We start from the raw sequence: 21,358 nt of genomic DNA, 5'->3' as shown, positions 1-21,358 counted from the left end.
CGCGACGCCGGGTGCCGTAGCGTCGGGGCCATGGACCCCCGCGCCCGGATCGCCCTGCTCATCGACGCCGACAACTCCTCGGCCGCGAAGCTCGACCTGATCCTCAACGAGCTCAGCGCCTACGGCGAGACCAGCATCCGTCGCGCCTACGGCAACTGGACCAAGGCTGGGTTGCGGCCGTGGGCGGAGGTGCTGCACTCTCGGGCGATCCGGCCGGTGCAGCAGTACGACTACAGCCGCGGCAAGAACGCCAGCGACATGGCGATGGTCGTCGACGCGATGGCGCTGCTCTACAACGACCACCCCGACGCGTTCGGGATCGTCTCGTCCGACGCCGACTTCACGCCGCTGGTGATGCACCTGCGCGAGAAGGGTGCAGCCGTCTACGGGTTCGGCGAGCGCAAGACGCCCGAGCCGTTCCGGTCGGCCTGCACCAAGTTCCTCTTCCTCGACCAGCTGGCCGACCCGGACGAGGCGCGGCTGGACGAGGCGCCCCCGCAGGTCGACGCCACCGCCCCGGCAGCCGAGGCGCCGGCTGCCGCATCCGGTTCCTCCGGCGCGCAGGGCAGGGCCACGAAGGCCACCAAGAAGAGCGCGACCAAGGCTGCTGCGAAAGCCGCCCCCAAGGTGGAGGCCACCCCGGCCCGCCGGACCACGGCCGATCTCCGCCAGGACGGTGGCCTGGTGCGGCTGCTGCGCAACGCCGTGTCCCGGGCCGCCGACGACGACGGCTGGGCCAGCGTCGGCGCGGTCGGCAACAGCATCTCGAACCAGTCGTCCTTCGACTCCCGCAACCACGGCTACGCCTCGTTGAGCAAGCTGCTCAAGGCGACTGAGCTCTTCGAGGTCCGCACCGAGGGCAACACCATGTCGGTCCGCGACAAGCGCCAGGCCCGCAAGGCCTAGGCGCCNCCCGGGAGCCAGGCGCGACCCGGGAGCCAGGCGCGACCCGGGAGCCAGGCGCGACCCGGGAGCTCAGTCGGCGACCTTCAGGCCGAGCTCGTCGGCCAGGGCAGGGCCGAGGTCGATCAGCTGGAGCGCCGATACCGTGGCACCCCGCAGTCCGGCCACCCCACGCGGACCGGCGAGGTCTGCGCCGGTCAGGTCGACGTCCTTGAAGGTGCCCTTGGTGAAGTCGGGCGACACCAGCCGGCACCCCTCGAACGACACCCGCGTCAGCTTCGCCTCGCCGAAGTCGACCTCCACCAGCTGGCAGTCGACGAACTCGACGTCGAGGAGCGTCGCACCCCGCATGTTGAGGAACTCCACCTTGCACCCCTCGAACCGCACCCGCGCCAGCTCCGACCCGTAGAGGGCCACCGCGCCCAGCCGAGCCCCCTGCACGAGGCAGTCGGCCCACGTCGACTCGGCGAGGTCGAGGCCCGCTCCGTGCACGGCATACAGGCTGGTCTCGGAGAACCGCGCCCGTGGGGCGCGCAGCTCGCTCAGGTCACACCGCTGGAAGGTGCACTCGAGGAACCGCGCACCGCCCGCCGAGGCGCCGCTGAGGTCGTCGGTGAAGACCTGTCCGTCGTAGTCCGTCTCAGCCTTGAGCATCGGCCCATAGTGGCTCATCGGGCAGACAGTGCAGAATGAACCCGCCAGTAGGAATGCGGGCGCCCCACCGGGTTGCCCCCACCGACACCAGAATGCCGAGAGGACACCGATGTCCGACAGCGACTTCAAGCCGGGCCTCGAGGGCGTCATCGCCTTCGAGTCAGAGATCGCCGAACCCGACAAGGAAGGCGGTTCACTGCGCTACCGCGGCGTGGACCTCAAGGACCTCGTCGGCAAGGTCAGCTTCGGGCAGGTCTGGGGGCTGTTGGTCGACAACGAGTTCGACCCCGGCCTCCCGCCGGCCGAGCCGTTCCCGCTGCCCGTGCACACCGGCGACATCCGGGTCGACGCCCAGTCGGCGATCGCCCAGCTCGCGCCGCTGTGGGGTTTCAAGCCGCTGCTCGACATCTCCCCCGAACAGGCCCGGGACGACCTGGCCCGCGCGTCGGTGATGATCCTGTCGTTCATCGCGCAGTCCGCGCACGGCCAGCACAGCCCGATGGTGCCGCAGGCCCGCGTCGACGAGGGCCGCACGATCGTCGAGCGCTTCATGATCCGCTGGCGCGGCGAGCCCGACCCCAAGCACGTCGAGGCGATCGACTCCTACTTCACCTCCGCGGCCGAGCACGGCATGAACGCGTCGACCTTCACCGCCAGGGTGATCGCCTCGACCGGCGCCGATGTCGCCGCGTGCCTGTCGGGGGCCATCGGGGCACTTTCGGGTCCGCTGCACGGTGGCGCCCCCTCCCGCGCGCAGCACATGATCGAGGGCGTCGAGCGCAGCGGCGACGCCCGGGCCTACGTCAAGGACGTCCTCGACCGCGGCGAGCGCCTGATGGGCTTCGGCCACCGCGTCTACCGCGCCTACGACCCGCGCGCCGCCGTCCTGCGTGACACCTGCAAGCGACTCGGTGCCCCGCGCTACGACGTGGCCCTCGAGCTCGAGCAGGCTGCGCTGACCGAGCTGCGCGAGCGCCAGCCCGACCGCGTGCTGGAGACCAACGTCGACTACTGGGCGGCCGTGCTGCTCGACTTCGCCGACGTACCCGGCGACATGATGACGCCGCTGTTCGTGTCGGCGCGCACCGCCGGCTGGTCCGCGCACATCCTCGAGCAGAAGAAGACCGGCCGCCTGATCCGCCCCTCCGCGCGCTACATCGGCGAGGGCCCGCGCGGGCTCGACGCCGTCAAGGGCTACCAGGGCTGAGCCCCAGCCCCGGGTTCGAGGTATTCCGCTACCGGGATCTGGTCGCCGAATACCTCGAACCGAGGGCGTTCACCCCGCTGCCGGTCCGGGTGGTGGACCTCACGTCCCACGCCTCGGGACGGGGTGAGAGACTGACCGCGTGACCGAGACTGCGACGCCCACGATCCCCGCCGACCTGCTGCCCAAGGACGGCCGGTTCGGCTCCGGGCCGTCCAAGGTGCGACCCGAGCAGGTCGACTACCTCGCCAGCCTGGGGACCACGCTCCTCGGCACCTCGCACCGCCAGGCACCGGTGAAGAACCTCGTCGGCGCGGTCCGGGAGGGCCTGTCCGACCTGTTCAGCCTGCCCGAGGGCTACGAGATCATCCTCGGCAACGGCGGTTCGACGGCCTTCTGGGACATCGCCGCCTTCGGGCTGGTGCGCGAGCGCGCCCAGCACCTGGCCTTCGGCGAGTTCTCCTCGAAGTTCGCCTCGGTGACGCAGAATGCGCCCTTCCTCAGCGACTCGACCGTCATCAAGGCCGACCCGGGCACGCTGGCCGCGCCGCGGGCCGAGGCCGGGGTCGACGTCTACGCGTGGCCGCACAACGAGACCTCGACCGGCGTGATGGCGCCGGTCAAGCGGGTCGACGGGGCCGACGACGGAGCGCTCGTGCTCGTCGACGCCACCTCCGGCGCCGGTGGTCTGCCGGTCGACGTCGCCGAGTCCGACGTCTACTACTTCGGCCCACAGAAGTGCTTCGCCGCCGACGGTGGCCTGTGGTTCGCGGCCTTCTCCCCCGCCGCGCTGGCCCGGGTGGACGAGATCGCCGCGTCGGGTCGCTGGGTGCCCGACTTCTTCAGCCTGCCGACGGCCGTGACCAACAGCCGCCTCAACCAGACCTACAACACGCCCGCCCTCGGCACCCTCGCGCTGCTGCGCAGCCAGGTGGACTGGATCAACGAGCAGGGCGGGCTCGACTGGGCCGTCAAGCGCACCGCCGACTCCAGCGGACGCCTCTACGACTGGGCCGAGCGCACGGCATACACGACGCCGTACGTCGCGGACCCGGCCGCGCGCTCGCAGGTGGTGGCCACGATCGACTTCGCCGACGACGTCGACGCGAGCGCCATCGCGAAGACGCTGCGCGCGCACGGCGTGGTGGACGTCGAGCCCTACCGCAAGCTGGGGCGCAACCAGCTCCGGGTGGCGACCTTCCCCGCCGTGGATCCCGAGGACGTGTCGGCCCTGATTGCCTGCATCGAGCACGTGGTGGGCTGACCCTCCACCGCACCCTCCACCCCGCACTGCACCCCGCGCCCCGCACCCCGCACCCCGCACCCCGCGCCCAGCACCCCGCACCCCGCGCCCAGCACCCCGCACTGCACAACGGCAGTTGCGGCCGCACGCGCTCACCTGCAGATGCCCGGTTTGCCACGCAACTGCCGTTTTGTGAGCCGATTCCAGCCCAGCAGGCCAGTGACCGCGCGTAACCTCGGGCCGAGCGAGTCGTTGACCCACGTACAACCCTGGGACTGACAGCGACGTCGAGGAGCCGGACGATGACACGCACGATGCGACTGCCGTGGCGGACCGCTGCCGGAGCCGTGCCCGCGATCGTGCTCGTCGCGAGCGGGATCGCCCTCGCCGCGACCGGTGGTCACCCGGCGACCGACATCGTCGCCGACTCGACGCCCCTGGTGACCGTGCCCGACACCGCGCTCAACCGGCTCGACGCGCCCGTGCTGCCGTCGCTGCCCGAGCTCCCGGCTCCGGACGAGGCCGACCCCACACCGCTCTACCAGCCGGCCGGGCTGCCCTCCTCGATGAGCGCCAACGGCATCCCTGCCGCTGCGCTCGACGCCTACCGCCGGGCCGCCACGATCGTGGATGCCGCTGACGCGGAGTGCCGCATCGACTGGGCGCTGATCGCAGCCATCGGCAAGGTCGAGTCCAACCACGGGCGCTACGGCGGGAACGGCATCGACCGGGACGGCACGGTCCGTCCCGGCATCTACGGCATACCGCTCAACGGCAGCAACAACACCGCGACCATCCGCGACACCGACGGGGGCGCGTACGACCGCGACACCTCGTGGGACCGCGCCGTCGGGCCGATGCAGTTCATCCCCGGCACCTGGCGCGTGGTCGGCGTGGACGCGAACGGTGACGGTCGCAAGGACCCCCAGAACATCGCCGACGCCGCGACGGCCACCGCCGTCTACCTGTGCTCCGGCCCCGGCGACCTCAGCACCGACTCCGGCGCCCGCTCGGCCGTGCTGCGCTACAACCACAGCGACGCCTACGCCGACCAGGTGCTGGCGATCGCGGCCGGCTACCGCGGTGGCTACACCGTCGTGCCCGGCTCGGACCTCAGCGAGTCGCAGCGCAACGGTTCCCCCTACCTCCCGTCGGGCGAGCCCCGGCCGATGGCGAGCTACGACCCGGCGAAGGCCTCCCAGCCCGCCGCGGGGTCGTCGTCCAAGCCCGGCAAGGGGGGCTCGGCCACGAAGCCCGGCACCGGCGGGACCAGTGGGGGGACCAGTGGCGGCACGGGCGGTTCGACCAGCCCGACGCCCTCGCCCTCGGCGACCAGCGGCGGCAGCGTGACCGACGTGGTCAGCGGCATCGTCGGTGGGGTGGTCGGCGGCGGCACCGGGAGCACCCCCACGCCGAGCCCGACCCCCACGCCGAGCAGCCCGACGCCCAGCCCGACCACGTCACCGCTGCCGTTGACGGTGCTGCCGGTCGGTGGGAAGTGCCCCGCCGGCTACGACCCCGGCCTCAACGCCCTGGGCATCGTCATCATCTGCAACCTGCACCACTGACCTAACCGGCACTTCTGACCACGGGTGCAGGGTGCGCGCCCGGTTTCAGCCCCCCGGTGCGATCTGGCTGGCCAGAAGTCGAGGAAGGTCAGCGCAGGAAGCTGGCGACGACGGCCGCGGCCACGACGATGACGAGCACGGCGATCGTCACGCGGCGCCGGAAGACCGGCGTCACCGAACCGCCTCGGGCACCGGCTCCGAGACCTCGGGCTGCGGGAGGGTGCGGATCCGGATGCGCGGGCGACGCTGGGACTCGTAGGTCACCTGGACATTCTCGTGCCTGGCCATCCAGACCGACACCACCACGATGGTGATGCCGATCGCGATGGTGCCGATGCCGATAGTCCAGCGCGGACCCCAGACGTCGCCGATCCAGCCGATCACGGGCGCGCCCAGCGGGGTGCCGCCCATGAAGATCGCCATGTAGAGGGCCATCACCCGGCCCCGCATCGCCGGGTCGACGCTGAGCTGGACCATGGCGTTCGCGGTGGTCAGCGCGGTGAGCGCGGACAGGCCCACCGGCACCAGCGCCAGCGCGAAGAGCGGATAGCTCGGCGCCAGCGCGGCCAGGCCGCTCGAGATGGTGAACCCGACCAGGGCGACCAGCAGGATCCGCAGCCGTGGCCTGGCCCGACGGGCCGAGAGCAGCGCGGCGGTGAGCGACCCGATCGCCATGATGGAGCCGAGCAGCCCGTACTCCTCGGGACCCTTGCCGAACTCCTTGGTGGCCATCAGCGCGGTGGTGATCTGGAAGTTCATGCCGAACGTGCCCAGCACGAAGACCAGCACCATGACCAGCTGGATGTCGGGCCGGCTGCGGACGTAGGCGACACCGTCGCGGATCGCACCCTTGCCGCGGGCCAGCGCCGGCGCCGGTCGCAGCTCGCTGCTTCGCATCGACGCGAGCGCGAGCAGCACGGCGACGAAGGTCAGCGTGTTGAGCATCAGGGTCCAGCCGGTGCTGAACGCCGCGATGGTCAGTCCGGCGACGCCGGGGCCGACGAGCCGACCGGCGTTGAACGATGCGCTGTTGAGCGAGACGGCGTTGGCCAGCCGGTCGCGGGGCACCATCTCGGAGACGAAGGTCTGGCGGGCCGGGTTGTCGACCGCGGTGGCGACCCCGGTGAACAGCGCGATGCCGTAGACCATCCAGAGCTCCGCGGCGCCGCTGATGACCAGGAGGCCGAGGGCGAGCGACGACAGGGCGAGCGAGGTCTGGGTGATGGCCAGGATCCGCCGCTTTGGGTAGCGGTCGGCGATCATGCCGGCCCACGGGGCGAGCAGCAGGAACGGCAGGAACTGCAGCCCGGTGACGATGCCGAGCGCCGAGGACGAGTGGTTGGTCAGCTCGGTGAGCACCAGCCAGTCCTGGGCGACCCGGCCCATCCAGGTGCCGATGTTGGAGATGAAGGCACCGGCGGCATAGATGCGGTAGTTGCGGACGTCGAGCGAGGAGAAGGTCGGGCTCACTCGTTGGCCACCCGCGTGAGGATGGCCGAGGCCTGGTGCAGGACGTCCTGCTCCTCGGCCGTCAGGCGGCCGACGCGGACGGACATCCAGGCGTCGCGCTTGCGGCGGATGTCCTTGAGCAGGACGGTCGCGTCGCGGGTGAGCGACAGGATCACCTGGCGGCGGTCAGCCGGGTCGTCGGTGCGCTCGACGAGTCCGCGCTCGACCAGTGCGGCGACGGTGCGGGTCATGCTGGGTGCGCTCACCTTCTCGATCTCCGCGAGCTCACTCGGGGTGCGCGGCGCCTCCTCGAGGCGGCAGAGCACCGAGAACTGGTGCGGCGCAACAACATGCGTGCTCTCGAACCGCACTCGGCGGCTGATGCGCATGCAGGCGAGACGGAGCTCACCCGCGAGGGCGGAGACGGCGGAGGGCGAGAGACCAGCGTCAGCAGCGCGACGCGCGCGTGCGGGGGGTGGTGTCATGGTTTCTCTCCTTGTCGATACTTAGCATAACTCATTACCTGTGCTAAGTATTTCTGCGCGTTCTGTTGGAAGCGAAACTTCCGGATATCCGGAAGTTCTGCTTCCAACAGGCCGCGCGGAGGCGACGCCTACCCAGACGCAGGTATGCCGCGCGGCCCGCTCAGGGGGCCACGCGGCATACCTGCGTGGTGGTCTTGGCCGGGCTGGGGTCAGCCGACGCCGAGGACCTCCTTGATCGGGGTGATCGCGAAGTAGAGGACGAACAACGCCGAGACCGTCCACAGCAGCGGGTGGATGACGGAGGCCTTGCCACGCACCACCTTGATCAGGGTGTACACGACGAAACCGGCGCCGATGCCGACGGTGATGGAGTAGGTGAACGGCATGAGGACGATCGTCAGGAAGGCCGGCACCGCGATGTCGAGGTCGTCCCAGTCGATGCCCTTGACCTGCTGCATCATCAGGAAGCCGACGACCACGAGCGCCGGGGTGGCTGCCTCGTAGGGGACGACCTTGACCAGCGGGGCGAGGAACGTCGCGAGCAGGAACATCACGCCGGTCACGACCGAGGCCAGACCGGTGCGGGCGCCCTCGCCGACCCCTGCCGCGGACTCGATGTAGGACGTGTTCGACGAGACGGATCCGGCACCACCGGCGATGGCGGCCACCGAGTCGACGAGCAGGATCTTGTCGGAGTTCGGGGGGTTGCCGTGCTCGTCGAGCAGGTTGCCCTCCGCGCCGACCGCGACCATCGTGCCCATCGTGTCGAAGAAGTCGGCGAGCAGGAGCGTGAAGACCAGCAGGAGCGCCGCGACGAAGCCGATCTTGTCGAACGAGCCCAGCAGGTTGAAGTTGCCGATCAGGGAGAAGTCGGGGACGTCGAGGACCTTGTCGGGGAGCGCGGGGACGTTGAGGCCCCAGCCAGCCGGGTTGACGAACTTGCCCGTGGCGTCGAACTGGCCGCCGATGTTGCCGATCGCCTCGACGATGATCGCCAGGACGGTGCCGCCCAGGATGCCGTAGAGGATGGCGGCCTTCACCTTGCGGACCATCATGATGACGATCGCCAGGAACCCGAGGACGAAGACGAGCAGCGGCCAGCCGTTGAGGGTGCCGCCGATGCCGAGCTCGACGGGGACCGGACCGGTGCCGGTGCGACGCACGAAGCCCGCGTCGACCAGGCCGATGATCGTGATGAACAGGCCGATGCCCACCGAGATGGCGGTCTTGAGCTGGCCGGGGATCGCCCTGAACACCGCCTGCCGGAAACCGGTCAGCACGAGCACGAGGATGATCACGCCCTCGATGACGATCAGGCCCATGGCGTCGGCCCAGGTCATCTCCGGCAGCTTGGCGATGCCAAAGGTGACGAAGGCGTTGAGGCCGAGACCGGTGGCGAGCGCGAGTGGGTAGTTCGCGACGATGCCCATCAGCAAGGTCATCACCCCGGCGACGAGCGCCGTGCCCGCAGCGACGAGGGTCTGGGCCTTCACGATGTCGCCACCACCGAGGAACTGGCCGACGCCGTCCTGCTGGGTGCCGATGATCAGCGGGTTGAGAACCACGATGTAAGCCATCGTGAAGAAGGTGACCAACCCACCGCGGACCTCGCGGCTGAGGGTCGAGCCACGCTCGGTGATCCGGAAGAAGCCGTCGAGACCACCGGACCGGGCCGGGGAGGGACGTTGCGCCGCCTTGGGCGAGGATGAGGGCTTGGCCATGGGCAGCAGGGTAGGGCCTGCGTGTTTCCGAATCGTGAAGGCTACGCTGCCCGCATGAGCGAGTCGCAGGGTCGGCCCCGACCGGGCACGGACGGAGAGCCGGTGGACGAGCTGAAGCCACTCGCCGTCAGCACCGCCCGCGTCGTGCTCTGGGGCGAGCTCGCCTGGCTCGTGGCGCTGGTCGTGATCCTCGCCGTCCCGGCACTGCACGAGGGCGAGCGCGACTGGTGGCCCTGGGTCCCGGTGGCCGGGATCGCGTTGGGCCTCATCGGTCTCTCGTACGTGCGCCGCGGTCGCGGCAACGCCGCCGGCGCCCAGTAGCCCCCAGAAAGTCGGCCAATTGGCCGGGAGTCCGCGCGCCAGCACCTCCCAGCCCCGAGAAAGTCGGCCAATTGGCCGGGAGTCCGTGCGCCAACACCTCCCAGCCCCGAGAAAGTCGGCCAATTGGCCGGTAAGCGCACGAGGTATGCCGGGTGCCCCCGCCCAGGGGCAGCGCTGGTTGGCACGGCCACCGGCTGCGTGGTCACCGTGCCAACCAGCCCCTCCTACGTTCCCCCCGCAGCCGTTCTTCCGGCGCGGTCCCGACCCGGCGGACACACGGTCACCGGCAGGACCACCCCTGAGGAGCAGGCCGGGAACAGCGTGCACCGGCAGAACCCTGCGTGGAACGGCGTGGCCGGTTTCTGCCGGGATTACTGCCGCTCTGCCGGGGTCTCGTCGCCCCACTCCCACTGGATGCCGAAGACCCCCACGAGGTCCTGGAAGCAGACCTGGGCGCTGCCGTTGGGTGCGACCTGGATGCGCCCCTGCCGTTCGGACGTGGTGGCCGAGGCTCCCCGCACCGACCAGAGCCGCTCCGGGCCATCCCCCGTGAACCGCACGACCATGGCCCCCAGCTGCAGGGGCGACGTCGAGGCGTACATCCACTCGCGCTCCACGGTGTCATCCAGTGGCTCGACCCCACTGAAGTCCACTGAGTACTCGACCAGGAACGGGCCGTTCCGGGCCTGGAGCGGATCGGGTCGGATCGCCAGCGCGGCCATGTCACCGTGGACGAAGAAGTCGTCGAGGACCCCGCCGGTCAGCACCTCGAACCGGACCGCGGAGAGGTCGAACGGCAGCCCGCTCGTGAGCTTCCAGACCACCGGGGAGCCGGAGGCACTCATCTGCTCGTGGCCGTGCGTGTAGCGCAGGAGCCGAGGGAGGCGATCCGACCCGACGGTGAGCTCGCAGATCACCGTCGACATCTGGCCGCCGTCGGCCGGCGTGCGGGTGCCCATGCGGCGGTAGAGGACCTCCCAGTCGGGGATGCCCAGGCCGTCGGGGGTGAGGTGGGCGGTCCCCCCGGTCCACCGCTCCACCAGGCGCGCCCGGTGGGTGTCGCCGTAGGCAAGCACGGTGGCGAGGCGGCGCAGCGACTCGTGCTGGGGGCGACCCACAGCGCCGCCCTCGATGGCGCGGACGGTCCGCTCACTGACCCCGGACAGCTCGGCGAGCCGCGACTGCGACATGCCCCTGGCCTGTCGCAGCTCACGGATCGAGCTCCACTCGCGCGGCAGCGAGACTCCGCGCTCGCGCTCTCCCTTGGGTGAAGGCACGTGGCTCAGCTCGGCAGGTCAGACGAGGTCGTAGGCGATCTCGTCGACGATGGGCTGCCCGACCGGCATCGGCTCGGCGGGCTCGGCATCGACCTCGGAGTGGGCGCCGCAGCCGTGGTCAAGACTTACGACGCGACCGTCGGAAGGTGACCAGGCGTTGGCGCACACGCCGAAAAAAGAGCGAAGTGCACCCGCCATCGGGAGGAAGTACCCACAGGACGAACACGGGGCCGGAGCCTTCTCTGCGACATCGGCGTGCGGGCCGCTCTCGCCCTCGTACCACCGCTGTGCCGCTGCCTCGCGACCCTCGGCCGACAGGACGCGCTTGCGGCCCAGGCCCAGCTCGTAGGCGGCCAGCTCGTCAACCTCCTCGTCGCCGGTCGCCTCGAACCCGGCCTCGAGCAGCGGGTCGTCCTCCTTGTAGGGGAGCACGTCGCCCGCGCCGAGGTCGCCGGGAGCCAGCCGATCGGCATACGGGAGCCACTCGGGCGAGAGCAACGCTCCGTCACCGGGGACGAGGTTGGTCTCGCACACCGTCGCGGTCTTGCCCCGCGGCACGCGGGCGATGGTGATCGCCCAGCGCCAGCCCGGGTAGGAGCTCGCGGTGCAGGCGAAGTAGTGCGTGGCGAGCCGCTCGTCGTCCATCTCCATGCCGAGGTGGTCGCCGACGGTGCCGCGCTCGGCGATCGACTCGGCGGCCTCGCGAGCGAGGTCGACGGCGGCGGCCAGGACGGCGTCCTCCTTGTGGGTCGCCATCACGGGTCGATCTGGTCGGCGAGGAACCGCAGGACAGCGGCCAGCTTGGTGGCGTGGTCCTTCTCGGGACGCCGACCGCGCCGCAGCGAGTTGGATGCGTTGTCGAGCAGCTTGATGGCGTCCTCGACGAGCGGCGCGAGGTCCTCGGGGGACTTGCGCGACGCCTCGCGCTTGCCGGCAGTGACGGTGGGCGCGGCCTCGAGCAGGGTCACCTGCAGCGCCTGCGTGCCGCGACGGCCCTCGGCCACGCTGAACTCCACGCGGGTGCCGCCCTTGAGCGTCGCGACGCCCTCGGGAAGGGCGTTCGCGTGCAGGAACACGTCGCTCCCGTCGTCGTCGGAGATGAAGCCGAAGCCCTTCTCCGCGTCGTACCACTTGACCTTGCCAGTAGGCACTTGACTTCCTCTTGCCTCGAAAAAAGTGTGTGTGCGCCAATGCGCACTCGCAAGGTTATCGGGTGCGTCCAAATCCTTTTGAGTCCTGTCGGTGGCGTGAGGGAGGATTCACCGGTGAGCGAGCAGTCGACATCGGGGCACAGCATCCGTGAGTTCTGGGGAGAGCTCCCACCCGCGGGGCGCTGGCTGCTGTCGACGGTTGCCGTGCAGACCCTGGGCCGGGGCCTGACGCTGCCGTTCACGGTGATCTACCTGCACGAGGTGCGCGGGATCTCGCTCGACCTCGCTGGGCTGCTGATGGCCTTCATCGCGGTCGTCGCGCTCGCGGTCACCGGCCCGGCGGGCGCCCTGACCGACCGGCTGGGTGCCCGCACCATGCTGCTGTGGGGGACGTCCGCACAGCTGGTCGGCTGCGTGGTGCTGGCGTTCGCGACCACACCGTTGGTCGTCGCGGTCGGGTTCCTGTTCCTCGGGTTCAACTTCGGGGTCTCGTGGCCGGCCTTCAACGCGCTGGTCGCGGCCGTGGTCACGGGGCAGGCGCGGCAGCAGTACTTCGGCATCAACTTCGCCCTGGTCAACCTCGGCATCGGGCTGGGCGGAGTGATCGGTGGGCTCTACGCCGACGTCGACAACCCGACCTCGTTCACCGTGATCTTCCTGGCCGACGCCGCCAGCATGCTGGTGCCGATCGGGCTCCTGCTGGGGCCGCTGCGGCACGTGCACGGTCGGGCCGAGAAGCCGGAGGACGAGGAGGTGGGCGCGGGGTCCTACCTGACCATCCTGCGCAAGCCGGCCGTGCTGTGGCTGACCCTGATGACCTTCCTCGGCGTGTTCATCGGCTATGGCCAGATGGAGGCGGGCTTTCCTGCGTTCGCCCGCCAGGTCAGCGGCGTCTCGACGGGGGTCATCGGTTTCGCGTTCGCGATCAACACCGCCGTGATCGTCGGCCTGCAGTTCTTCGTGCTGCGCCGGATCAGCGGCAAGCGACGCACGCGGGTGCTGATCGTGATGGTCGCCCTGTGGGCGGTGGCCTGGATCGTCCTGGGCCTCACCGGGCTCGTGAGCGGCACGGTGGCGGCCTCCGCCGGTGTGCTGCTCTTCCACGCCTTGTTCGCCCTCGGCGAGACCTTGCTCCAGCCGACCATCCCGGCGATCACCAACGACATGGCCCCTGACCACCTGCGGGGCCGCTACAACGCGGTCAACGCCGGAGCCTTCCAGGCCGGCACCATCCTCGGCCCGGTGGTGGCCGGGTTCATGCTCAACCACGAGTGGTCGACCGGCTTCGTGGCGATGATCGTGGTCGGCTGCGCGGTGATGGTGGTGCTGTCCCTGACCCTCGAGCGCCGGATCACCCCGTTCGTCAACGGTCTCCAGGGCGACTCTGCCCCGCCGACGCCGCCGACGGAGGCGCCGACGTCGGAGAAGTCCTCAGCCGAGCCTCGCCCCGCGGTCAGCTGAGCGCTGCGGGCTCGATCCCCCACCGGGCCGACCACGAGTCGCCGGGAGCCAGCACGACCAGGCCGTCGCCGGTGTTGAAGGCGTTGGCGGGGCACGACATGGGCTCGACCGCGATGCCGCGCACCCCGTCGACCCCGGTGTCCTTGCCCTTCGCAGTGAAGACCTGCGCCCAGTCGAGCGCCTCGTTGCCCCAGACGCCGACGTCACCGGTCTCGAGACCTCCGACGACGACCTCCCACCCTCCGTCGGCCCGGGTGCGGGTCAGCTCGGTGAAGGCCGTGTCGAGGGCCGTGGCGCCGAGTGGCCGACGCGTGCGGAAGTCGACCTCGGGTCGCACGGCGGCGGTCCCGGTCGGCACCAGCTGCTCGTCGACCAGCACCTCGACGGCCGCCGGGATGGTGAGCTCGACGTCGGCCAGCGGGGTGTCGCCGAGGGCGATGTAGGGGTGCGCCCCGAAGCCGAAGGGCGCCGACCTGGCGCCGACGTTCGACGCGTGCACGCTGACGACGAGCCCGCGTGGCTCGAGCACGTAGTTGACGCTGAGGTCGAGGGTCGCGTCCCAGCCCGGCTGCGGGTGCAGCCGGGTGCGGACGGTGAGCGCCGACCAGTCGTCGGCGTGCCAGTGCAGCTGCCAGGTGGCCCAGCGCACCAGGCCGTGGCTGGCGTTGTGCAGCAGGGGCTCGCTGAGGCCGAGCTGGAGGTCCGACCCGTCGAAGGTGTACTTCCCGTCGCGGATCCGGTTGGGCCAGGGCATCAGCACCTGGCCGCGACCAGCGCGGCACACCTCGTCGTCGCCGTAGCCGGCCACCACGTCGGTGCCGTCGACGCGATAGGTCCGCAGGCCGCCGCCGACCTCGACGATGGTGGCCTCCTGGCGTCCGTCCCGAAGGGTCCACTGCTCGCCGCTGGGAGAGGTCGTCACGCCGCTCACGCTAGTGCCACGAGACTCCCCCCGGCCTGCCGACGGCTCGCCGGGAGGCACCGGCAAGTCGTCGGCGAACAGCGCGGAGGTCGTCAGCCCTTGCGGGTGGCCGCGATGAGGACCGCCTTGGCGCCGGTCTTCTCGGCGACCACGAGCACGGAGTCACCCACGGCCGGGGCACCCTTCCTGGTGCGGGTGTCGTCGCCGATGACGTAGGTCGCGGTGAACGCGTCGTCGCTCTTGACCGTGACGGAGGTGGCGCTCGCCTTGGTGACCGTGCCGCGCTGGACCGTCATGACGACAGCCTTGCCGTCCTGCTGCACGGTGAACTCGCCGTGCTGGACGTTGCCGAGCCCCATCGCCCCGCGCATCAGCCCGCCCATGCCGTCGCCCTCGTCGTCACCGAGACCGTCGCCGAGCCCGCCGCCCTGGCGACGTGGCATCTCGGGCCCTTGCGGCAAGCGGTCGAGCTTGCGCTGCTGGCCGGGCGGAAGGCCCTGTCGGCCGTCCTCACGGATCCGCTCGACCCGGTCGCTGCCGTCGTGGTGTGCGGCCCGCACCGCGACGAGACCGACGGTCGCGACGGTGCCCAGCACCAGCAAGGTGGCGAGCGCGGCGGCGACCACCACGGCGATCAGGCCGCCAGTCGTCGAGGTCGCCTGGTGCCAGAGCCCGGGTCCCTTCGGCGGCGGCCCCCCTGGGCCACCGGTGGGGGGTCCGAACGGGCCCCCGGGAGGTGCGGCGGGCGGCGGGCCGCTCGGCGGGCCGCTCGGCGGACCGGCGGGCGAAGGCCCGGCCGGGGCGGCCTCGGACACGGCTGGCCCGGAGGCGGCCGCTGCGGGCAGTGGCTGGGTGGGAGCCGGCGTCGCGGGTTGCGGTGCGGTGGCCTGCGGGTCGGCAGCCTGTGGGGCGTCCGCCTGGGGCTCCCCGGCCGACGGGTCCTGGCTCGTCTTCGCCGACCCCTTGGTGCTGCGGGGCCTGGCGGGTCCGGTGGGCTCCGACATGGCGCCTCCTCTCGTTCACCCCAGTGTGGGTGACGAGCCTGTGCGTGGCATGGGAAATGGCTGAGAGTCTGACCGCCCTGCCGAGGCGACTACCGTGGTGCGGTGGCCGCCATATCCTCCCCCCGTCGAACGACCGGTTCCGCGACCGGCTCGGGGCCCTCCGCCGCGCGGTCCGCCCGGTCGGTCGCGACGACCTCGACGGCCCGGTCGATGGCCGACGACGTGCGCGAGCGGACCGACGAACAGCTCGCCGAGCTCCTGCGCCGGCGCCAGGACCTGGCCCGACCCGCGCCGGCCGACCTGTCGTCCCTGGCGGCCAGGGCCGGCACCCGGGCCAGCGTCCAGCGGGCGGTCGACTCGCTCGACCTGGCCCACCTGCAGGTCCTCGAGGCGGCCCTGGCCACCTCCTCACCGGTCGACCCCGCGGCGGTCGGTGTGCTGCTCGCGGTCGAGGCCGCCGAGGTCGAGCCGGTGCTCGACGACCTGTGGACCCTCGCGCTGCTGTGGCGCAGCCCCGAGGGCCTGCGCGTCGCCCGCACCGTCTCCGAGGTCCTGCCCCACCCCGCCGGACTCGGTCCCCGTGCCGCCGACAGCTTCGTCGAGGTGCCGGCCCCGGAGTCCGTGGCCGCGCTGCTCGAGGAGGCGCCGCCGGCCGCCCGCGCCATCCTCGACCGCTTGACCTGGGGACCCCCGCTGGCCGTGCTGCCCCCGGGGACCCCCGACCGCGTGGCCACCGGGGCTCGCTGGCTGCTCGAGCAGCACCTCGTCTTCGCGCCGGGCGCCGACCAGCTCGTGCTGCCGCGCGAGGTCGCGCTCGCCCTGCGACAGGGGCACAGCCACGCCGCGCCGGCCCTGCACCCGCCCCTCCTCGAGGGAGCCCTGCGCGAGGAGTCCGAGGTCGACGCGGCGGCCGGACAGCAGGTCACCGACCTCCTCGCGCTGGTCGACGAGCTGGCCGCCGAGTGGGGCCTGCGGCCACCGCGCGTGCTGCGGTCCGGGGGGCTCGCCGTCCGCGACCTCAAGCGGCTGGCCTCGGTGCTCGACGTCGACGAGGCGCGCGCGGCGTTCGTCGCCGAGCTCACGTATGCCGCGGGCCTCCTTGCCGACGACGGCTCGCTCGACCCGTCGTGGGCGCCGACGCCCGCCTACGACGAGTGGCAGCAACACCCGGGCCACCAGCGGTGGGCGGTGCTCGCGCAGGCCTGGCTGCTCACCACCCGCGCCCCCCACCTCGTCGGCACGACTCCCGCAGGCGCCTCGGGCACGGTCAACGCCCTCGGCCCCGACGCGCACTGGCCGCCCGCCCGGGGCCTGCGCAAGGACGTCATCGACCAGCTGGCCGCCGCCGCGCCGGGCCTGTCCCCCGACCGCGCGAGCGTCGCGAGCGCCCTCGGCTGGCACCGGCCGCGCCGGGTGCCCTCGAGCCTCGACGTCGTCGTCGCCGCCGTCCTGGGCGAGGCGGAGTGGTTGGGGGTGACCGGTCGCGGCGCGATCTCGAGCGCCGGTCGGGCCTTGCTCGACGGCCGGTCCGACGCCGACCTCGCCGCGGCCATGCAGCCCCACCTCCCCGAACCCGTCGAGCACGTGCTGCTCCAGGCCGACCTGACCGCCATCGCGCCCGGTCCCCTGGCCGGCGGGCTCGCCACCTTCATGCGGCTGGTCGCCGACGTGGAGTCGCGCGGCGGGGCCACCGTCTACCGGTTCAGCCAGGACTCCGTGCGCCGGGGTCTTGACGCCGGGTGGTCGGTCGACCAGGTCCTGGGCGCGCTCGGCGACGCCAGCCACACCCCGATCCCCCAGCCGCTCGACTACCTCATTCGCGACGTCGCGCGCCGCCACGGGCAGGCCCGTGTCGGGGCCATGCGGGCCTACATCCGGTGTGACGACGAGGCCACCCTCGGCGCGATGGTCGCCGACCGCGAGCTGTCGCCCCTCCAGCTGCGCAGCATCGCGCCGACGATCCTGGTCTCACCCGTCGCGGCCGAGACGGTGCTGGAGTTCTTGCGGGAGAACGGTTTCGCGCCCGCCGCGGAGACGCCCGACGGCGGGATCATCGTGCCCACGACCGGGGCCCACCGGACGCCGCTCCAGCGGCGCCCCACCCCCGTGACGGCCCAGAAGGTCGACGACGAGCTGGTCACGACGATGGTCGGTGCGCTGCGCGCCGGCGAGGAGGCCGCGGCATACCAGCGCGAGCAGGTCGCGAGCCGACCCGGACCCAGCCTCCCGAGCACCGACCCGACCACGACCCTCGCCGTGCTGCGGGACGCGGCCGCGGACCGCCAGGCGGTCTGGATCGGCTACTCCGACGCGGACGGTCGCACCCAGCGGATCCTCTTCTACCCCGACAGGGTGGAGGGCGGCCGAGTGCACGGCACAGCCGACGGGGCCACCCGCACGCTCTCGATCCACCGCGTCACCGGCGCAGTCCAGGGCTGACCCACCGCCGAGTCAAGCACTCGGTGGCACGACGGGTCAGCCGCCGGTGAGGGCCCGCACGACCCCGGAGGGTGAGGGGCGGCCCAGGTGGCCGGCCATCCACACGCTCGTCTCCACCAGCTGGGCCAGGTCGACGCCGGTCTCCACGCCGGCGCCGTCGAGCGCCCAGACGAGGTCCTCGGTGGCGAGGTTGCCGGTGGCGCTCTTGGCGTACGGGCAGCCCCCGAGCCCCCCGGTGGAGGCGTCGACGACGGTGACGCCGTGGCGCAGCGCGGTCATGGTGTTCGCGAGCGCCTGGCCGTAGGTGTCGTGGAAGTGCACGCCGATGCGGTCGGCGCCGATCCCCCGCGCGTCGAGGGCGTCGAGCAGCCGGCTCACGTGCCCGGTGGTGCCGGTGCCGATGGTGTCGCCGAGCGAGAGCTGGTCGGCGCCGAGGTCCATCAGTCGCTGCGAGACCGAGACGACCTGGTCGACCGGCACCGGCCCCTCCCACGGGTCGCCGAAGCACATGGAGACATAGGCCCGCACCCACAGTCCGGCGTCCTTGGCGCGCGCCACGACCGGGGCGAACATCTCGACCGACTCGTCCACGGTGCGGTTGAGGTTCTTGCGGGCGAAGGTCTCGGTCGCGCTGCCGAAGATGGCGACCGCTCCCACCCCGGCCGCGAGCGCGTCGTCGAGGCCGCGCTCGTTGGGCACCAGCACCGGACGGCGGGGTCCCCGGCCGAGCTCACCGAGCTCCTCGAGCAGCTCACGGGCGTCGGCGAGCTGCGGCACCCAGGTCGGCGGGACGAAGGAGGTGGTCTCGATCGTCTCGAGGCCCGCGGCGGCCAGGCGACGGATGAACTCTGCCTTCACCGCGGCCGGCACGACGGACTTCTCGTTCTGGAGGCCGTCGCGCGGACCGACCTCGTAGATGGTCACCCGATCCGGCAGCTCCGGGTTCGGCTCGCGCTGGGGAAGTCCGATGCTCACCCCCTGATCCTGCCATTCCCGGGCTCCCGGTCTTCACCCGTGCTGCGGGGGGTTAGATTTGCACCCGAACCGCACGACGCCGAAGGGACGCACGATGAGCGACACACCTCGCAGCGACGAGACCCCGGAGTACCGCGACCCCACGGCGCCCAGCGACCCCACGGCGCCGAGCGACGAGGGCAGCTCGGACTCCGGCGACTCCTTCGACCAGACCGCGGCCATCGACACCGACCAGACGCAAGCCGTCCCTCCGGTGCCGCCCGCCCCCGCGAGCCCCCCGCCCACGCCGCCCTCGGCCCACCCCGGTGCTGCCGGCGGCCAGCCGTCCTACGGTCCGCCGGCCAGCTCACCGCAGAACCCGTATGGCGCGCCGTCCACCGGCGCTGGTGCGCCCCCGCCCCCTCCGCCCGCGCAGAACCCTTACGGGAGCGCCCCCGGCGCAGCACCGCAGAACCCCTACGGGCAGCCGCAGTACCCCACCCAGGGCCAGGTCCAGCAGGGGTACGGCGCCCAGGGCTACGGCGCTGCCGATCAGGGTGCGCAGGGCTACGGCACCGGGCCCGGCTACGGCGGCCCGGTCTACGGCGCCCCCGGCTACGGACAGCCGACGTATGCCGCACCACAGTCGATGAGCGGCAACACGATCGCGCTGCTCGTCGTCTCCGGCCTGACCACCTTCGGCTGCGGTTTCGGCATCGTCGCCCTGGTCTTCGCGATCGTGGCAGCGACCAAGAAGGACCAGCCCGCCGAGTCGGCGAAGTACACCCGATGGGGCTGGATCGCCCTGGTGGCCGGCCTGGTGCTCGTCATCGTGATCGTCATCGCCGTCATCGCCCTGGCCGCCACGACGAGCTCCACCTCCAACTTCAACTCGGGGTACTAGCCGGTGCCTGATGGCCCGCTGATCGTCCAGAGCGACAAGACGTTGCTGCTGGAGGTCGACCACCCGAACGCCGAGGAGGCGCGCCGGGCGATCGCACCGTTCGCCGAGCTCGAGCGCGCGCCGGAGCACATCCACACCTACCGGGTCACCCCGCTGGGCCTCTGGAACGCCCGGGCCGCGGGCCACGACGCCGAGCAGGTGGTCAACGCCCTGATCACCTACAGCCGGTATGCCGTGCCGCACGCCCTGCTCGTCGACGTCGCCGACACGATGGATCGCTACGGTCGGCTGACCCTCGAGAAGGACCCCGACCACGGCCTGGTCCTGCGCACGACCGATCGGCCGGTGCTCGAGGAAGTGTTGCGGCACAAGAAGATCAAGCCGCTCATCGGTGATCGGATCGACGACGACCGCGTGGCGGTGCACCCCTCGGAGCGAGGTCACCTCAAGCAGGAGCTGCTCAAGGTCGGCTGGCCGGCCGAGGACGAGGCGGGCTACGTCGACGGCGAGGCCCACCCCATCGGGCTCGACAACGCCGACTGGTCGCTGCGTCCCTACCAGCAGCAGGCCGTCGACGGCTTCTGGCACGGCGGCTCCGGGGTCGTCGTGCTGCCCTGTGGCGCCGGCAAGACCCTGGTCGGCGCGGGCGCGATGGCGGTGGCCAAGGCGACGACGCTGATCCTCGTCACCAACACCGTGTCGGCCCGGCAGTGGCGCGACGAGCTGCTCAAGCGGACCAGCCTCACCGACGACGAGATCGGCGAGTACTCCGGTGCCCGCAAGGAGATCCGGCCGGTCACGATCGCGACCTACCAGGTGCTCACCACCCGTCGGAAGGGCGTCTACACCCACCTCGACCTGCTCGACGCCCGCGACTGGGGCCTGATCATCTACGACGAGGTGCACCTGCTCCCCGCGCCGATCTTCCGGATGACCGCCGACCTGCAGGCCCGTCGGCGGCTCGGTCTCACCGCCACGCTCGTGCGCGAGGACGGCCGCGAGGCCGACGTGTTCTCGCTGATCGGCCCGAAGCGCTACGACGCCCCGTGGAAGGACATCGAGGCGCAGGGCTACATCGCGCCGGCCGACTGCGTCGAGGTGCGCGTGACGCTCCCCGACAGCGAGCGCCTCGCGTATGCCGTGGCCGAGCCGGAGGACCGCTACCGGCTGTCCTCGTGCAGCCCGGTCAAGATCCCCGTGGTCGAACGGATCGTGGCGCAGCACCGGGGCGAGCCGACGCTCGTCATCGGCCAGTACCTCGACCAGCTCGCCGAGCTGTCGGAGCGGCTGGACGCCGACGTCATCACCGGCGAGACGCCGGTGTCCCAGCGACAGAAGCTCTTCCAGGCCTTCCGGGTCGGCGAGATCAGCCTGCTCGTCGTGTCGAAGGTCGCCAACTTCTCGATCGACCTCCCGGAGGCGAGCGTGGCGATCCAGGTGTCCGGCACCTTCGGCTCGCGACAGGAGGAGGCGCAACGGCTCGGCCGGGTGCTGCGGCCCAAGGGTGACGGTCGCACCGCGCACTTCTACACGGTCGTGTCGCGCGACACCGTCGACGCCGAGTTCGCCGCGCACCGCCAGCGGTTCCTGGCCGAGCAGGGCTACGCCTACCGGATCGTCGACGCCGACGACGTGGACGCCACCGCCTGACTCTCTCAGGCGGCATACAGACAACTCCCAGACTCAGGCCCGAGACTG

At 71.7% G+C, this 21,358-nt stretch carries 19 protein-coding genes; 9 read left to right on the top strand and 10 right to left on the bottom strand.

Features of this window, described 5'->3' with window-relative positions:
• The first annotated feature begins 30 nt into the window (after positions 1 to 30).
• Positions 31 to 906: an NYN domain-containing protein gene (locus tag ASG95_RS03455; RefSeq protein WP_057376565.1), complete on the top strand. Its 876-nt coding sequence runs from the start codon at positions 31 to 33 to the stop codon at positions 904 to 906.
• Between the two features lie 69 nt (positions 907 to 975).
• Here ASG95_RS03455 and ASG95_RS03450 read toward each other — a convergent pair whose 3' ends face one another.
• The gene (locus ASG95_RS03450; RefSeq protein ID WP_162259351.1) at positions 976 to 1,575 is read right to left on the bottom strand and encodes a pentapeptide repeat-containing protein; all 600 of its coding nucleotides are present in this window, start codon (positions 1,573 to 1,575) and stop codon (positions 976 to 978) included.
• Positions 1,576 to 1,666: 91 nt separating this feature from the next.
• Between ASG95_RS03450 and ASG95_RS03445 the strand changes: the two genes are divergently transcribed.
• From ASG95_RS03445 to ASG95_RS21705, 3 genes are all read left to right on the top strand, one after another.
• Positions 1,667 to 2,764 (top strand): citrate synthase 2, encoded by a 1,098-nt coding sequence (locus tag ASG95_RS03445; RefSeq protein ID WP_056922219.1) that lies wholly within the window; start codon positions 1,667 to 1,669, stop codon positions 2,762 to 2,764.
• A 139-nt stretch (positions 2,765 to 2,903) separates the two neighbouring features.
• A complete protein-coding gene (serC, locus tag ASG95_RS03440) occupies positions 2,904 to 4,025 on the top strand; it encodes a phosphoserine transaminase (RefSeq protein WP_057376563.1) in 1,122 nt (373 codons plus the stop codon).
• A 281-nt stretch (positions 4,026 to 4,306) separates the two neighbouring features.
• Positions 4,307 to 5,572, top strand: a complete 1,266-nt coding sequence (locus ASG95_RS21705) for a lytic murein transglycosylase (RefSeq protein WP_057376562.1) — start codon at positions 4,307 to 4,309, stop codon at positions 5,570 to 5,572.
• 171 nt (positions 5,573 to 5,743) lie between these two features.
• Here ASG95_RS21705 and ASG95_RS03430 read toward each other — a convergent pair whose 3' ends face one another.
• The 3 genes from ASG95_RS03430 to ASG95_RS03420 all read right to left on the bottom strand — a co-directional run bounded on the left by ASG95_RS03430 (position 5,744) and on the right by ASG95_RS03420 (position 9,227).
• Positions 5,744 to 7,042 carry an MFS transporter gene (locus ASG95_RS03430; RefSeq protein ID WP_057376561.1) on the bottom strand — a complete coding sequence of 433 codons (1,299 nt, stop codon included), beginning with the start codon at positions 7,040 to 7,042 and terminating at the stop codon, positions 5,744 to 5,746.
• Complete coding sequence (locus ASG95_RS03425; RefSeq protein ID WP_057376560.1) at positions 7,039 to 7,506, bottom strand: MarR family transcriptional regulator; 468 nt, start codon at positions 7,504 to 7,506, stop codon at positions 7,039 to 7,041. The genes ASG95_RS03430 and ASG95_RS03425 overlap by 4 nt, the downstream gene beginning before the upstream one ends.
• 209 nt (positions 7,507 to 7,715) lie before the next feature.
• Positions 7,716 to 9,227: an NCS2 family permease gene (locus ASG95_RS03420; protein ID WP_057376559.1), complete on the bottom strand. Its 1,512-nt coding sequence runs from the start codon at positions 9,225 to 9,227 to the stop codon at positions 7,716 to 7,718.
• A gap of 54 nt (positions 9,228 to 9,281) precedes the next feature.
• On the opposite strand from ASG95_RS03420, the gene ASG95_RS03415 reads away from it, so the two are divergent.
• On the top strand, positions 9,282 to 9,548 hold the full coding sequence (locus tag ASG95_RS03415) for a DUF2530 domain-containing protein (RefSeq protein ID WP_057376558.1): 267 nt from the start codon (positions 9,282 to 9,284) through the stop codon (positions 9,546 to 9,548).
• A gap of 371 nt (positions 9,549 to 9,919) precedes the next feature.
• Here ASG95_RS03415 and ASG95_RS03410 read toward each other — a convergent pair whose 3' ends face one another.
• Genes ASG95_RS03410 through ASG95_RS22260 form a run of 3 tightly spaced genes read right to left on the bottom strand, consistent with a single transcriptional unit; the run spans position 9,920 to position 11,976 of the window.
• On the bottom strand, positions 9,920 to 10,825 hold the full coding sequence (locus ASG95_RS03410) for a helix-turn-helix domain-containing protein (RefSeq protein WP_200961864.1): 906 nt from the start codon (positions 10,823 to 10,825) through the stop codon (positions 9,920 to 9,922).
• Between the two features lie 18 nt (positions 10,826 to 10,843).
• Entirely contained in the window at positions 10,844 to 11,581 is a 738-nt protein-coding gene (locus ASG95_RS03405; protein WP_056922211.1) for a DUF3027 domain-containing protein, read from the bottom strand.
• Complete coding sequence (locus ASG95_RS22260) at positions 11,581 to 11,976, bottom strand: cold-shock protein (RefSeq protein WP_056922210.1); 396 nt, start codon at positions 11,974 to 11,976, stop codon at positions 11,581 to 11,583. The genes ASG95_RS03405 and ASG95_RS22260 overlap by 1 nt, the downstream gene beginning before the upstream one ends.
• A gap of 114 nt (positions 11,977 to 12,090) precedes the next feature.
• Between ASG95_RS22260 and ASG95_RS03395 the strand changes: the two genes are divergently transcribed.
• Positions 12,091 to 13,437 carry an MFS transporter gene (locus ASG95_RS03395; RefSeq protein ID WP_057376556.1) on the top strand — a complete coding sequence of 449 codons (1,347 nt, stop codon included), beginning with the start codon at positions 12,091 to 12,093 and terminating at the stop codon, positions 13,435 to 13,437.
• Here the strand turns inward: ASG95_RS03395 and ASG95_RS03390 are convergent.
• Both ASG95_RS03390 and ASG95_RS03385 read right to left on the bottom strand, forming a co-directional pair.
• Complete coding sequence (locus ASG95_RS03390) at positions 13,430 to 14,359, bottom strand: aldose 1-epimerase family protein (RefSeq protein WP_235543299.1); 930 nt, start codon at positions 14,357 to 14,359, stop codon at positions 13,430 to 13,432. The genes ASG95_RS03395 and ASG95_RS03390 overlap by 8 nt on opposite strands.
• Positions 14,360 to 14,451: 92 nt before the next feature.
• Positions 14,452 to 15,363, bottom strand: a complete 912-nt coding sequence (locus tag ASG95_RS03385; protein ID WP_057376554.1) for a hypothetical protein — start codon at positions 15,361 to 15,363, stop codon at positions 14,452 to 14,454.
• A gap of 102 nt (positions 15,364 to 15,465) precedes the next feature.
• Between ASG95_RS03385 and ASG95_RS03380 the strand changes: the two genes are divergently transcribed.
• Complete coding sequence (locus ASG95_RS03380) at positions 15,466 to 17,802, top strand: helicase-associated domain-containing protein (protein ID WP_235543297.1); 2,337 nt, start codon at positions 15,466 to 15,468, stop codon at positions 17,800 to 17,802.
• Between the two features lie 36 nt (positions 17,803 to 17,838).
• Here the strand turns inward: ASG95_RS03380 and ASG95_RS03375 are convergent, their stop codons facing one another.
• A complete protein-coding gene (locus tag ASG95_RS03375) occupies positions 17,839 to 18,771 on the bottom strand; it encodes a hydroxymethylglutaryl-CoA lyase (protein WP_157582398.1) in 933 nt (310 codons plus the stop codon).
• Between the two features lie 100 nt (positions 18,772 to 18,871).
• Here ASG95_RS03375 and ASG95_RS03370 point away from each other — a divergent pair, with 100 nt between their 5' ends.
• Positions 18,872 to 19,660 carry a hypothetical protein gene (locus ASG95_RS03370; protein ID WP_057376551.1) on the top strand — a complete coding sequence of 263 codons (789 nt, stop codon included), beginning with the start codon at positions 18,872 to 18,874 and terminating at the stop codon, positions 19,658 to 19,660.
• Between the two features lie 3 nt (positions 19,661 to 19,663).
• Complete coding sequence (locus ASG95_RS03365; RefSeq protein ID WP_056922205.1) at positions 19,664 to 21,310, top strand: DNA repair helicase XPB; 1,647 nt, start codon at positions 19,664 to 19,666, stop codon at positions 21,308 to 21,310.
• Positions 21,311 to 21,358: the final 48 nt, after the last annotated feature.

The sequence above is a fragment of the Phycicoccus sp. Soil803 genome (assembly GCF_001429685.1).
Taxonomy (GTDB): domain Bacteria; phylum Actinomycetota; class Actinomycetes; order Actinomycetales; family Dermatophilaceae; genus Pedococcus.
This window is presented reverse-complemented; position numbering and strand designations above follow the sequence as displayed.

Excerpts from the sequence above, each read along its gene's own strand:
- ASG95_RS03455 (WP_057376565.1), top strand. The coding sequence starts at position 31 with ATGGACCCCCGCGCCCGGATCGCCCTGCTCATCGACGCCGACAACTCC.
- ASG95_RS03450 (WP_162259351.1), bottom strand. The coding sequence starts at position 1,575 with ATGAGCCACTATGGGCCGATGCTCAAGGCTGAGACGGACTACGACGGA.
- ASG95_RS03445 (WP_056922219.1), top strand. The coding sequence starts at position 1,667 with ATGTCCGACAGCGACTTCAAGCCGGGCCTCGAGGGCGTCATCGCCTTC.
- ASG95_RS21705 (WP_057376562.1), top strand. The coding sequence starts at position 4,307 with ATGACACGCACGATGCGACTGCCGTGGCGGACCGCTGCCGGAGCCGTG.
- ASG95_RS03425 (WP_057376560.1), bottom strand. The coding sequence starts at position 7,506 with ATGACACCACCCCCCGCACGCGCGCGTCGCGCTGCTGACGCTGGTCTC.
- ASG95_RS03420 (WP_057376559.1), bottom strand. The coding sequence starts at position 9,227 with ATGGCCAAGCCCTCATCCTCGCCCAAGGCGGCGCAACGTCCCTCCCCG.
- ASG95_RS03415 (WP_057376558.1), top strand. The coding sequence starts at position 9,282 with ATGAGCGAGTCGCAGGGTCGGCCCCGACCGGGCACGGACGGAGAGCCG.
- ASG95_RS03405 (WP_056922211.1), bottom strand. The coding sequence starts at position 11,581 with ATGGCGACCCACAAGGAGGACGCCGTCCTGGCCGCCGCCGTCGACCTC.
- ASG95_RS03385 (WP_057376554.1), bottom strand. The coding sequence starts at position 15,363 with ATGTCGGAGCCCACCGGACCCGCCAGGCCCCGCAGCACCAAGGGGTCG.
- ASG95_RS03370 (WP_057376551.1), top strand. The coding sequence starts at position 18,872 with ATGAGCGACACACCTCGCAGCGACGAGACCCCGGAGTACCGCGACCCC.